The sequence below is a fragment of the Rossellomorea marisflavi genome, from assembly GCF_001274775.1.
GTDB classification, from domain to species: domain Bacteria; phylum Bacillota; class Bacilli; order Bacillales; family Bacillaceae_B; genus Rossellomorea; species Rossellomorea marisflavi.
The window spans coordinates 244,394-257,732 of sequence record NZ_LGUE01000005.1; the positions used below are offsets into that span (position 1 = coordinate 244,394).

The 13,339-nt window shown below is 47.1% G+C and carries 13 protein-coding genes and 1 other RNA gene; 13 read left to right on the forward strand and 1 reads right to left on the reverse strand.

All coding sequences use genetic code 11. From position 1 onward, the window contains the following. The first annotated feature begins 25 nt into the window (after window positions 1–25). The 8 genes from tpiA to ssrA all read left to right on the forward strand — a co-directional run bounded on the left by tpiA (window position 26) and on the right by ssrA (window position 9,246). Window positions 26–790, forward strand: coding sequence for a triose-phosphate isomerase (tpiA, locus tag AF331_RS16435; protein ID WP_048015738.1), 765 nt, complete (start codon window positions 26–28; stop codon window positions 788–790). Beyond that, window positions 783–2,318: a 2,3-bisphosphoglycerate-independent phosphoglycerate mutase gene (gene gpmI, locus AF331_RS16440; RefSeq protein WP_053429170.1), complete on the forward strand. Its 1,536-nt coding sequence runs from the start codon at window positions 783–785 to the stop codon at window positions 2,316–2,318. Before tpiA ends, gpmI begins: the two co-directional genes overlap by 8 nt. An 83-nt stretch (window positions 2,319–2,401) precedes the next feature. After that, window positions 2,402–3,694 carry a phosphopyruvate hydratase gene (eno, locus tag AF331_RS16445; protein WP_048006749.1) on the forward strand — a complete coding sequence of 431 codons (1,293 nt, stop codon included), beginning with the start codon at window positions 2,402–2,404 and terminating at the stop codon, window positions 3,692–3,694. Between the two features lie 145 nt (window positions 3,695–3,839). Next, window positions 3,840–4,067, forward strand: coding sequence for a preprotein translocase subunit SecG (gene secG, locus AF331_RS16450; protein WP_048006750.1), 228 nt, complete (start codon window positions 3,840–3,842; stop codon window positions 4,065–4,067). Window positions 4,068–5,065: 998 nt separating this feature from the next. Beyond that, window positions 5,066–5,812: an alpha/beta hydrolase gene (locus AF331_RS16455; RefSeq protein ID WP_053429171.1), complete on the forward strand. Its 747-nt coding sequence runs from the start codon at window positions 5,066–5,068 to the stop codon at window positions 5,810–5,812. A 21-nt stretch (window positions 5,813–5,833) separates the two neighbouring features. Beyond that, window positions 5,834–8,182 carry a ribonuclease R gene (rnr, locus tag AF331_RS16460; protein ID WP_053429172.1) on the forward strand — a complete coding sequence of 783 codons (2,349 nt, stop codon included), beginning with the start codon at window positions 5,834–5,836 and terminating at the stop codon, window positions 8,180–8,182. A gap of 101 nt (window positions 8,183–8,283) precedes the next feature. Then, a complete protein-coding gene (gene smpB, locus AF331_RS16465) occupies window positions 8,284–8,757 on the forward strand; it encodes an SsrA-binding protein SmpB (protein WP_048006753.1) in 474 nt (157 codons plus the stop codon). 125 nt (window positions 8,758–8,882) lie between these two features. Continuing rightward, window positions 8,883–9,246, forward strand: a transfer-messenger RNA (tmRNA) gene (ssrA, locus tag AF331_RS21995). An 83-nt stretch (window positions 9,247–9,329) separates the two neighbouring features. Here the strand turns inward: ssrA and AF331_RS22555 are convergent. Beyond that, window positions 9,330–9,473, reverse strand: coding sequence for a hypothetical protein (locus tag AF331_RS22555; RefSeq protein WP_160316576.1), 144 nt, complete (start codon window positions 9,471–9,473; stop codon window positions 9,330–9,332). A gap of 237 nt (window positions 9,474–9,710) precedes the next feature. On the opposite strand from AF331_RS22555, the gene AF331_RS16470 reads away from it, so the two are divergent. The 5 genes from AF331_RS16470 (at window position 9,711) to AF331_RS16490 (ending at window position 13,227) form a co-directional block, all read left to right on the forward strand. Continuing rightward, entirely contained in the window at window positions 9,711–10,241 is a 531-nt protein-coding gene (locus AF331_RS16470) for a nucleoside-triphosphatase (protein ID WP_053429173.1), read from the forward strand. Between the two features lie 95 nt (window positions 10,242–10,336). After that, complete coding sequence (locus tag AF331_RS16475; protein ID WP_053429174.1) at window positions 10,337–11,572, forward strand: aminopeptidase; 1,236 nt, start codon at window positions 10,337–10,339, stop codon at window positions 11,570–11,572. A 44-nt stretch (window positions 11,573–11,616) separates the two neighbouring features. Beyond that, entirely contained in the window at window positions 11,617–12,153 is a 537-nt protein-coding gene (locus tag AF331_RS16480; protein ID WP_053429175.1) for a nucleoside/nucleotide kinase family protein, read from the forward strand. Window positions 12,154–12,355: 202 nt separating this feature from the next. Then, a complete protein-coding gene (locus AF331_RS16485; protein ID WP_048014664.1) occupies window positions 12,356–12,622 on the forward strand; it encodes a CD3324 family protein in 267 nt (88 codons plus the stop codon). 125 nt (window positions 12,623–12,747) lie between these two features. Further along, window positions 12,748–13,227 carry a GNAT family N-acetyltransferase gene (locus tag AF331_RS16490; RefSeq protein WP_235576421.1) on the forward strand — a complete coding sequence of 160 codons (480 nt, stop codon included), beginning with the start codon at window positions 12,748–12,750 and terminating at the stop codon, window positions 13,225–13,227. Window positions 13,228–13,339: the final 112 nt, after the last annotated feature.

Sequence of the window (13,339 nt, forward strand, 5' to 3'; positions counted from 1 at the left end):
GAAAACAATCGAAAGGATGAGTAGAATGCGTAAACCGATCATCGCAGGTAACTGGAAGATGAACAAAACACTCGGTGAAGCCAAAGCTTTCACCGAAGAAGTACAAGGACTCGTTCCTGATTCAAATGTAGTTGAATCCGTGATCTGTTCACCAGCGCTTTTCCTTGAAAGCCTAGTAAACAGCACGAAGGAATACAAAGTAGAAATCGGTGCCCAAAACATGCACTTCGAAGAAAACGGAGCGTTCACAGGCGAAGTCAGCCCTGTAGCCCTTCAAGATCTTGGAGTGAAATATGTCATCCTTGGACACTCAGAACGCCGTGAAATGTTCAACGAAACGGATGAGTCTGTGAACAAGAAGACGATTGCTGCCTTCAAACACAGCCTGACTCCGATCGTATGTGTCGGTGAAACACTTGAACAACGCGAAAACAACGAAACAAACGAACTAGTCGGAGATCAAGTGAAGAAGGCCCTTGCCGGACTTTCTGCTGATCAAGTGAAGAACACCGTCATTGCTTATGAGCCAATCTGGGCAATCGGTACAGGTAAATCTTCAACTGCTGAAGATGCGAACGAAGTATGTGCCCACATCCGTCAAGTTGTGGCATCTGAGTTCGGTCAAGAAGCTGCCGATGCAGTCCGCATCCAGTACGGCGGAAGCGTAAAACCTGCCAACATCAAAGAATACATGGCACAGTCTGATATCGATGGTGCATTGGTCGGTGGCGCAAGCCTTGAACCACAAAGCTTCCTTCAGCTTCTAGAAGGGGCGAGCTCTCATGAGTAAGTCTCCAGTAGCACTCATCATCCTGGACGGCTTTGCCTTCCGTGATGTGAAAGAAGGAAATGCGGTTGCTCAGGCCAACAAGCCGAACTTCGACCGCCTTTGGAACCAATACCCGCACAATCAGCTGACTGCAAGCGGTGAAGCAGTAGGTCTGCCTGATGGTCAGATGGGTAACTCTGAAGTGGGTCACTTGAACATCGGTGCCGGCCGCATCGTGTATCAAAGCCTCACGCGCGTGAACCTTGCCATCCGCGAAGGGGAGTTCGAGAAGAACGAAACCTTCAAAGATGCCATCGAACATGCTAAAAAGCACGACAAGAAGCTTCACATCTTCGGACTTCTATCGGACGGAGGGGTCCACAGCCATATCGAGCATATGTATGCCCTCCTTCGCCTCGCTGCTAAAGAAGGAATGGAAGAAGTTTATGTCCATGCTTTCCTTGATGGCCGTGATGTCGGTCCTAAGACCGCCAAGAAGTACATTGAAGATGCACAAGCAAAAATGAAAGAAATCGGTGTCGGTCAATTCGCGACGATTTCTGGCCGCTATTACTCAATGGACCGCGATAAGCGCTGGGAGCGCGTGGAGAAATCCTATCGTGCCATGGTATACGGAGAAGGCCCTACGTACACGGATCCGATCGAATTGGTGAACGATTCATACGAAAATGGAATCCATGACGAATTCGTCATTCCATCCGTGATCACAAAGGAAAACGGCGAGCCGGTTGCAACGATTCAGGATGACGATTCTGTGATCTTCTACAACTTCCGTCCCGACCGTGCCATCCAGATCTCGAATACGTTTGCCAACCAGGACTTCCGTTCATTTGACCGCGGGGACAAGTTCCCTAAGAACCTGCACTTTGTCTGCCTGACGAAGTTCAGTGAAACGGTTGACGGATATGTGGCATTCAAACCGACGAACCTTGATAATACACTTGGAGAAGTTCTTGCCCAAAACGGCTTGAAGCAGCTCCGCATCGCTGAAACGGAAAAATATCCGCACGTGACATTCTTCATGAGCGGCGGCCGTGAAGCGGAATTCGAAGGGGAAAAGCGCATCCTCATCGATTCACCGAAAGTGGCAACATACGATCTGAAACCTGAAATGAGCGCATACGAAGTGACGGATGCCCTTCTTGAAGAAATCCGTGAAGACCGCCAGGATGCCATCATCCTGAACTTCGCCAACCCTGATATGGTCGGTCACTCCGGAATGCTTGAACCAACGATCAAAGCGATCGAAACCGTGGACGAATGTCTTGGCAAGATCATCGACTTGATCACTGAAAAAGGTGGCACGGCCATCATCACTGCGGACCATGGGAATGCAGATGAGGTGATCACAGAAGGTGGCGACCCAATGACTGCCCACACGACCAACCCGGTACCGGTCATCGTGACAAAAGAAGGACTTGAACTTCGTGACGGAGGGATCCTTGGTGATCTTGCCCCAACGATGCTTGACCTCTTGAACGTCGATCAACCGGAAGAAATGACGGGTCAATCCCTCATCAAGAAGTAAACCTGCCGGCGTGCCGACCTGCAGGGGCACCCGGACGGTAAGAGCTTTTAAACTAAAATCACCTATAAAAAGGAGAGTTTTTCATGCCAATCATTACTGATGTATACGCACGCGAAGTCCTTGACTCCCGTGGTAACCCAACAATCGAAGTAGAAGTTTACACTCAATCCGGAGCTTTCGGACGTGCACTTGTTCCATCTGGTGCTTCAACTGGTGAATACGAAGCAGTTGAACTTCGTGACGGCGACAAAGGCCGCTACCTAGGTAAAGGTGTAGAAAAAGCAGTCGATAACGTGAACAACGAAATCGCTGAAGAAATCATCGGTTACGATGTAACAGAACAAGTTGCCATCGACCAGGCGATGATCGCTCTTGATGGAACTGAAAACAAAGGTAAACTAGGCGCCAACGCAATCCTTGGTGTATCTATGGCCGTTGCACGCGCAGCTGCTGACTTCTTCGGAGTAGAATTGTACCAATACCTTGGTGGATTCAACGCGAAGCAACTTCCAGTACCAATGATGAACATCGTCAATGGTGGAGAGCACGCTGACAACAACGTAGACATCCAAGAATTCATGGTTATGCCTGTAGGAGCTCCTACATTCAAAGAAGCTCTTCGCATGGGTGCTGAGATCTTCCACAGCCTGAAATCAGTTCTTAAAGACAAAGGTTACAACACAGCTGTTGGTGACGAAGGCGGATTCGCTCCTAACCTTAAATCCAACGAAGAAGCTCTTTCTACAATCATCGAAGCAATCGAAAAAGCCGGTTATAAACCAGGCGAAGAAGTACTTCTTGCAATGGACGTAGCTTCTTCTGAGATCTACAACAAAGAAGACGGTAAATACCATCTTTCTGGAGAAGGCGTTGTACGTACTTCTGAAGAAATGGTTGACTGGTACGAAGAAATGGTTAACAAATACCCAATCATCTCAATCGAAGATGGTCTTGACGAAAACGACTGGGAAGGACACAAACTTCTTACTGAGCGCATCGGTAACAAAGTCCAACTCGTTGGGGATGACCTATTCGTAACAAACACAACAAAACTTTCTCAAGGGATCGAGCAAGGAATCTCTAACTCAATCCTAATCAAAGTGAACCAAATCGGTACTCTTACTGAAACATTCGACGCTATCGAAATGGCTAAACGCGCTGGTTACACAGCTGTCATCTCTCACCGTTCTGGTGAAACAGAAGACAGCACAATCGCTGACATCGCGGTTGCTACTAACGCTGGTCAGATCAAAACTGGTGCTCCTTCACGTACTGACCGTGTGGCGAAATACAACCAACTTCTTCGCATCGAAGATCAATTGGCTCACACTGCTCAATACCTTGGAGCAAAAACGTTCTACAACGTTAACCGCTAATAGCCGGTTTGCCGAAATCCCCGTCCTCGGACGGGGATTTTTTTAATGGACGTCATCTAAGCGAATATTCATTATGTTCTTGTTGCCCCAGCCCCCGTATGGTAAAATGAAGACAATGTTATGTTCGGATCAGGAGGTGGGACTCATGCATACTATTTTAGTCACGTTACTTATCATCGTATCGATCGCCATGATCGTCATGGTATTGCTTCAATCAGGTAAGAGTGCTGGACTTTCAGGGGCCATCTCAGGTGGTGCGGAACAGCTATTCGGTAAACAGAAAGCGCGCGGACTCGACTTGATTTTGCACCGCATCACAATCGTATTGGCCGTACTATTCTTCATTCTTACAGTTGCCATCGTCCGTATCTAAATGAACGTTTAAAAACCTGATCTCGTTTGTGGGTCAGGTTTTTTGTTTTATCGGGGTTGTACTTGGCCCTTTGGTGCTGGGCGGAGCGATTCATTCGTATGGGATGGTTTTCGCAAATAACTTTACGTGAACGCTGGTTCCGGGGATGATGTGCAATTCTCATTTGTGGGTTTGCGGTGTAAGTAGTCGTCAGTTGATGGTTGGGGCGATTCATCCGTATGGGATGGCTTTCGCAAATAACTGGGTGTGAATGAATGCTGGTTCAAGGGATGATGTGTAAATCTCGTTTGTGTAGGTTTGCGATGTAGGTGGTCGTCAGGTGATGGTTGGGGCGTTTCATCCTTATGGGATGGCTTTCGCAAATAACTGCGTGTGAATGCTGGTTCAAGGGATGATGTGCAAATCTCGTTTGTGCGTTTGCGGTGTAAGTAGTCGTCAGGTGATGGTTAGGGTGGTTCATCCGTATGTGGACGCATTCGCAAATAACTCCGAGTGAACGCTGGTTCCGGGGATGATGTGCAAATTGGAACGAGGGCAACATGTCAGTTCGCAAATAGAATGCTTTTTTTCGCAAATGAAATCCAAAATTCCGCAAGTATTTTTTTGATTATCGCAAATAAATCCGCCTAGATCAGAATCGTGGAGTCTCGGGATAGAGAAAAGGGACATAAATCAAGTGCGAAAAAAGTCGAATTATGTCATAAGGGAAAAGTAGAGGGGAATGGCGATGGTAAATGCATGGTAAACCATTATGAATCGCTATGATTCCAAAAAATTCGCAAATACTCGATTAAAGTAGCAAATAGCCTCTACCTGCGTAGAGCCACCCATCGGGATGACCCAACCTCACACTCTGAACAATCCTCTCCAAAACCGCCACAACAATGCGAAATGGTGGATTGTCCCACCGATATTTGCTAAAAATAGAAGTGAGAAGAATCTGAACGGCTGCATCAAGCCACTAGACATCAAAGAGATCGAAAAGGAGCTATCAAACCATGAAAACCAATTTGCCGAAACCATTTACATTTGAAGCAGGAAAACGTGCTGTCCTGCTGTTGCACGGGTTCACTGGGAACTCATCGGATGTGCGTATGCTCGGGCGATTCCTTGAGAAGAAGGGCTATACGTCACATGCGCCTCACTATAAGGGACATGGTGTGCCGCCGGAGGAATTGGTGCATACGGGCCCTGAAGACTGGTGGAAGGATGTCATGGACGGGTATGAGCATCTGAAGAGCCTTGGGTATGAGGAAATCGCCGTTGCGGGCCTCTCGCTCGGAGGGGTATTTTCATTGAAATTAGGTTACACTGTACCTGTAAAGGGTATTGTCCCAATGTGTGCGCCAATGTATATAAAAAGCGAAGAAGTCATGTATGACGGGGTAGTAGAATATGCCCGTGAATTTAAAAAATATGAAGGAAAACCAGAAGACCAGATTGAAAAGGAAATGGAAGAGTTCAAGAAGACGCCGATGGGTACGTTGAAGGCCCTTCAGGAGCTCATCGCCGATGTGCGTGGGAATGTGGATATGATCTACTCGCCGACGTTTGTCGTGCAGGCACGGAACGACCATATGATCAACACGGATTCTGCGAATATCATCTATGACAGCGTAGAATCTGATGATAAAGAGATCAAATGGTATGAAGAGTCTGGGCACGTCATTACGCTCGATAAAGAGAAAGAGCAGCTTCACGAGGATGTGTACAACTTCCTGGAGAAACTGGACTGGATGGTATAATCACGATCAGGAGGGAATGTCATGGACGAAAATATTAAAGGGCATGTGGATAAGCTCCTTTCTTACATGAAGGAAGAAGCCTACAAGCCATTGACGGTACAAGAGCTGGAGGAAGCATTCGGAATCGAGGGGTCAGGGAACTTCAAAGATTTCGTGAAGGCGCTTGTCGTCATGGAAGAGAAGGGATTGGTGGTGCGTACAAGAAGCAACCGCTACGGTCTTCCTGAAAAAATGAATCTGGTAAGAGGGAAGGTATCGGCACATGCCAAGGGCTTCGCCTTTGTCATCCCGGAAGAGCAGGGCATGGATGATATCTTCATCCCGCCGAATGAAACAAGCAATGCGATGCACGGGGATATCGTCCTCGTACGGGTATCGGCTTCTTCGTCAGGCTCAAGACGCGAAGGGACCATCGTCCGCATCGTCGAGCGCGGTGTCGATCAGATTGTCGGGACGTTCACCGAAAGCAAGCACTTCGGTTTCGTCATCCCTGATGATAAGAAGTTCGCAAGTGACATCTTCATCCCGAAATCCGCCCAAAAAGGTGCGACGGAAGGACATAAGGTTGTCGTGAAGCTGACGGCTTATCCTGAAGGACGCAAGAGCGCAGAAGGGGAAGTCATTGAAATCCTCGGGCATAAAAATGATCCCGGCGTCGATATCCTTTCCATCATCCATAAGCATGGCATCACCGTCGAGTTCCCTGAAGAGGTCATGGAGCAGGCGAATCAAGTGCCTGATGAAATCAATCCATCCGAGCTTGAGAACCGCCGCGACCTGCGCGATCAAACGATCGTCACCATTGACGGGGCCGACGCAAAAGACCTCGATGATGCCGTCACGGTTACAAAGCTCGAAAACGGAAACTACAAGCTCGGCGTACATATCGCCGATGTTACCTACTATGTGAAAGAAAGCTCGCCGATCGATGAGGAAGCTTTCGACCGTGGGACATCCGTCTACCTTGTGGATCGCGTCATCCCGATGATCCCCCACCGACTGTCGAACGGTATCTGCTCACTGAACCCGAAAGTAGACCGCCTGACGCTTTCATGTGATATGGAGATCACACCGAGCGGGGAAGTCGTGAAGCATGAGATCTTCCAGAGTGTGATCAAGACTGCTGAGCGGATGACCTACTCAGACGTCAACAAGATCCTTGTGGACAAAGATGAAGAGCTGAGAAGCAAATACGAGCCACTCGTCCCGATGTTTGAGGACATGGAGAAACTCGCTCAGATCCTTCGCACGAAGCGTGAGAAGCGCGGTGCCATCGACTTCGATTTCAAAGAAGCTAAGGTGCTCGTGAACGAAGAAGGCGAGCCGACGGAAGTCGTCATGCGCGAGCGTTCCGTTGCCGAGAAGCTCATCGAGGAATTCATGCTGGCAGCGAATGAAACTGTCGCAGAACATTTCCACTGGATGGAAGTTCCGTTCATCTATCGTATCCATGAAGATCCGAAGGAAGATAAGCTTATGCGCTTCTTCGAGTTCATCACGAACTTCGGTCTCATCGTGAAAGGATCGGCGAACTCGATCCATCCGCGTGCCCTCCAGGAAATCATCGATGACGTCCAGGGGAAAGCGGAGGAGATGGTCGTTTCCACGATGATGCTCCGCTCCATGCAACAGGCGAAGTATGATCCGGAAAGCCTTGGTCACTTCGGTCTGGCAACGGAGTTCTATACCCACTTCACCTCGCCAATCCGCCGTTATCCGGATCTGATCGTCCACCGTTTGATCAGAACATATCTGATCGAAGGAAAGGTCGATCAGGCGACACGCGACAAATGGGGAGCACAGATGGGGAATATCGCCCAGCATACCTCCAGCCGCGAACGCCGTGCCGTCGATGCTGAACGTGAGACGGATGAGCTGAAGAAAGCAGAGTACATGGAAGACAAGGTCGGGGAAGAGTACGACGGGATCATCAGCTCCGTCACCAACTTCGGACTGTTCGTCGAGCTTCCGAATACAATCGAGGGCCTTGTCCATGTGAGCTACATGACTGATGACTATTACCGGTTCGATGAGCGTCAGCTGGCCATGATCGGAGAGCGCACGGCAAACGTCTACCGCATCGGTGACGAGATCACTGTCCGGGTCGTAAACGTCAACAAGGACGAACGCGCCATCGACTTCGAGATCGTCGGCATGAAAGGCACTCGTCGCCGCGACGACAAAGCCCGCTCATTCCGACCGGAACGTAAAGGCAAACCGACAAGCAAGCCGGGCAAAAAGCCTGCTGATAAAGATAAAAAAGAAGGCGGCGAATGGTCCACACGTCCGCCGAAGAACAATAAGAAGAAAAAGAAGAACAAAAAGTTCTTCGACAATGCTCCAAAAAGCAAACGCAAAAAGAAAAAGTAAGCATAAGGAGCATGGGAATCCTCCCGTGCTCCTGTTTCATCCTACCCATACAGGTGTATTTATGAGATAATGGCACCACAGAAAGAGAGAGAGGGATTCACATGCCAAAGGGAGAAGGCAAGCTCATTGCCCAGAATAAAAAAGCCCGCCATGACTTCGCCGTCGAAGAGACCTTCGAAGCAGGCATCGTCCTCCAGGGGACGGAAATCAAATCGATCCGCGGCGGTCGCGTCAACTTGAAGGATTCCTTCGCCCGCATCCGAAACGGTGAAGTATACGTCTACAACATGCACGTATCACCGTACGAGCAGGGGAACCGGTACAATCATGATCCGCTCCGCACGAGGAAGCTCCTCCTGCACCGCAGGCAGATCAACAAGCTCATCGGTGAAACGAAAGAGGCAGGATATTCACTCGTCCCGCTGAAGCTGTACATCAAAAACGGCGTCGCCAAGCTCCTCATCGGCCTTGCACGCGGTAAGAAGAAATATGACAAACGTGAAGATCTGAAGCGCAAGGAAGCCAACCGCTCGATCCAGCGCGAGCTCGCTCAAAGGCAAAAAGGGAATTACTGATCCTTCCAGTTGCATTTGGCGCTCAGTTTGTTATAATAAATAGTGTCGCAGGGCAAACTGACTGCGATAAGAACAATTGAATAAGTAACCAGTGAGAACTTATTCTTTCCCGTTCTTCCTCATATGGGGACGTTACGGATTCGACAGGGATAGTTCGAGCTTGGGTTGCGAGCCGTAGGGATCGTCTACGTTAAAACGTCAAAGCCAATAATAACTGGCAAAACTAACAATAACCTAGCTCTAGCTGCGTAATAGCGCTTTAGCTGTTCCTCCCTCCATCGCCTATGTGGTAGGGTAAGGGACTCACTCTTAGTAGGCTACGCCGGAGTCCACCGTCTGAGGACAAAGGAAGAGATTAACCAGACTAGCTGCACGGACGCCAGTCGGTAGGCATAAGCTGCAGCGAAACCGCGAATATATCGACTACGCTCGTAGACGCACAAGTGCCGTTATTTCTGGACGAGGGTTCGACTCCCTCCGTCTCCACCAAATACATATTTGGTGGTTTTATTTTGCCTTAAATAAATGATACAAGCCATCCCGGTTTTGCCCAGGGATGGCTTTTTTAGTATTCAGAGGTTGTCCGTGTTGATACGAGGGACTCGTGATTCCACCTCGGCTCTGGCCTTCGCATTTTCATTGTTCCGGTCGTGTTGGACTTGTCTTTCCTTATCCGATACAGAACGGTTTTCTGATTTGCCCTTTTCATCCTTCACTCTATCACCCCCTCTTGCTAATATGCACCATGAATGAGGGCTTGAAACATACAAAAAGGACTTGCCGAAACAAGTCCTCAATATTCCTGAGTCGTATGAGAAATCTTGAAAATGAGCTACTAGGGTATTGGTGAGCTCTTTTGTATGTAATAATATGTAAAAGAGGTGATGGGAGTTTATTACACAGAAATAATCCATCCATCCATATTAAGCAACATATCGGTTGAAGGAGGACATATGAATTCCACATTTTTTTTACTCTCGGGAAAGCCGAGAATAGGCAAATCAACGTTGATCAAACAAATCATTCATGAAATCGGCGTCGATCGTTGTGGAGGATTCTATACGGAAGAAGTAACCAACTTCGATGATCGGATAGGTTTCCGGTGTGTATCGATGGATGGAGAAAGTGTAGACATTGCCAACGTAGAAAGCTGCAGCGCAACCAGGGTTGGAAGGTATGGTGTTAATGTAGAGGAGTTTGATCTGTTTGCCAAAGATATTTTACAAGGGGCGCTTCGTACCAAGGACATCATCGTGATTGATGAGATCGGGTATATGCAGATGTTCTCTCATTCATTTAAGAAAAACGTTCAAGACATTTTTTCAGGAAACAAGGTGGTACTTGGGACGATTCCTTTAAACCGTCATCCTGAAATGAATATCATAAACAATCTTAAAGAAGCAAACATCATAACGGTAGATGAACTCAGTCGGGACAAGATCGCAGAATGGTTAGTGAGAGAAGTGTTGAACGTTATAGATTGAAATGATTACGAAGAGCTGACGCACGCCAAGATCGGTGCTATGCAGGTCAGGAGTCTTTAGCAAAACGATGCAGAACAGTATAGGGGAGATCGTAAATGGTTAAAGGGATTATAAGCGACCCACAATTGAAAAAGTACGCAGAACTTGCTGTAAGAGCCGGTGTGAATCTCCAAAAGGATCAGTTATTGATTATTCATAGTGATATCCAACATGCTGGGTTTGCTCGTCTGATCCAAACGGCAGCCTACGAGGCAGGTGCCTCGAATGTAGTGATTGATTGGAAGGATGAACAGTCGTCCAAAGAATTTTACATACATGCAGCAGATCGTTTCATCGATCACATTCCCGATTGGCAGGCTGCGCGTTTTAAAGAATGGAATGATGAAGGGGCTGCTTACATTCATATTATTTCTGATAATGTCTTGGAAGACGTTTCTGCTGAAAGGATTCAACGTTTCCAAAAAGCGTCTCGTACAAAATTGAAGGATTATTACAGCAAAGTCAGATCCCATAAGGTCCGGTGGTGTCTTATAGCTGTCCCGTGCGTTGATTGGGCAGCCAAAGTATTCCCCAACCTGAGTAAAGAAGAAGCTTTACAATCATTATGGGAATTGATTGTAAGTGGAGCTAGGGCAGACGGGGAGAGTCCCATTGATGATTGGAGAGAACACCACAGAGCCTTCGAGTCTCGAAAAAAATTCCTGAACGAGAGCCGATTTGAAGCGCTGCATTTTACAAATAAACGTGGAACTGATTTAGTAGTGGGTCTAGCCAAAAATCATCTTTTTATCGGTGGGGCTGTCACAGATGAACAAGGCATCCCTTTCTTTCCGAACATCCCTACAGAAGAAATATTTACTGCTCCACACAAAAACAGGGTGAATGGCAAACTGGTAGGGACTAAACCTCTTATCTATGGTGGGAATATCATAGAAGACTTTCATCTGATTTTTACAGAAGGCCGAATTACCGACTATTATGCCGCGAATGGACAAGAAGCGTTGCAACATCTCATCGAAACGGATGAAGGCTCACATTATCTAGGGGAAATCGCGTTGGTTTCGACTAAAGTACCTCTTGCTCAGGCTAATACGCTCTTTTACAAGACCCTGTTTGATGAAAATACGGCCTGTCATATCGGAATCGGGGATGCATCTCCCTCCACGATCATAGATGGCCTTCACAAATCTGAGCATGAATTAAAGGATGCGGGTCTGAATAGCTCTCTCTTGTCCGTCAATGTGACCTTTGGAGCTGACGATATGAACGTAGTGGGAGTGAAAGAAGGAAGGGAAATCCCAGTAATGGAGGGTGGTAAGTTTAACTTCTAGATCCCTTACAACTTTAAAATATAATGTTGAAAAGGAGGCATTTAATGAAAAGAAAAATCCCTAAAGTGATTGCGATTGCTGCGGTATCAGGCGGGGGAAAATCAACAATAGCCTCTTGCTTAAAGGAGAAGCTAGGAAATAGTATAGCGCTTTATTTCGATGACTATGACTTCAAAGGGCCAGAAGACATGATTGAATGGATTGAGAATGGTTGCAATCCGAATGAGTGGGATCTAACACCTCTTATTTGTGAGATACAATCGTTGCAGACTGAGCCGTTGGATACCATCATATTGGATTTTCCATTTGCCTATCTACATGATGCAAGTAGCAACCTGATTGATTTCACCGTGTTTATTGATACGCCATTAGATCTTGCGCTTGCGCGTAGAATAAGCAGAGATTTTAAACATGCTTCAGTTGAAGATATATTAGGGGATCTAGATCACTACATTTCAAGAGGAAGGCAAGGGTATCTTGCTATGTTACATACAATTAAACCAAATTCCGACCTGGTTGTAGATGGTACACTTTCTATCTCTGAGATTGCAGATATTATCACAGAACATATTGATGAATAAAGAGTTAGGCTGACCGAAACCAGGAACTCTGCCAAGGGATATGGTAGTATATAGAAAAATACGCGAGGAGGTCAACCATGGCAAAATACCCCAACCTGAAAGTATTCTCCCGTTAGCAGCAAAGGCTGCCGGGAGATGGAAATGATAAATGAGCAGTCTTTGCCTTTCTTATTCCAATTCTAATAAGGAAGCAGGGGCGAAAATGAGCCATAAACGGGCAAAGGATGTCCTACCGGATGAACTGATTGCCATCATTCAGGGCTATGTGGATGGTGAGTATGTATACATCCCGAGAAAAAGCGGCAGCGAGCGATCCTGGGGAGAGCAGAGCGGAGCCAGGAAGACTCTGGATGAGCGAAATAAGGAAATCTGTGAGAGGTTTAAGTGTGGGTGGAAGAAGGAGCAGCTTGCTGCTGCCTACCATCTTTCCGTGAAGAGCATTGAACGGATTGTTTATAAGAGAGAATAGTCTTCATGAAGCGTCTGATGGTTTTTACCGGAGGACGCTTTTTATTTTTCCTCGAATATTTTATGTAGTCGTTTACGAGGGAGAGTGAGCGTGTGCTTGCCTTTACACTATAGGTATAAGAAAGGGTGATACGTTTGAGCTATACGTTAAGAAAAAGGACAGACCAAGACATCCAAGAGTTCATCACGTGGAGGTATGAAGGCAACTATTCGTTCTATGATAATCCGATTCAAGAGGAGAAGGTTAACGGATTTCTTGAGAGCGGTAATCGGGAAGGATTTTATTCGGTCATTGACCGGGAGGGGAGATTGGCAGGGAACTGTGAGTTTTTCCAGGTCGGAGATGAAACGGAGGATATCATGGGAGTTGGGATACAGATGAAGCCGGCACTGACAGGGAAGGGTGAGGGGAGGAGGTTTTTCCATTCCATCATCGAAGAGGGAAGAAGGAAACTCGGTTATGACCATTTGGAGTTGGCTGTGGTGGACTTCAATGTCCGTGCTATCAGCGTGTATGAACGTGCGGGGTTTGTACAAAAAGGTGAATTTCAGAACAATATTAGAGGGCAGGAGTATAGGTTCATCATCATGGAAAAAGATTGGTGAAATAATTTTCAATGGTACAAACCCCGACAAACCCCGCCACCCATCAACATCCTTCCCCATTTCCTGATATTCCTCCAATTAACAGTATATTGAATTGAGCGAATGTTTCCAT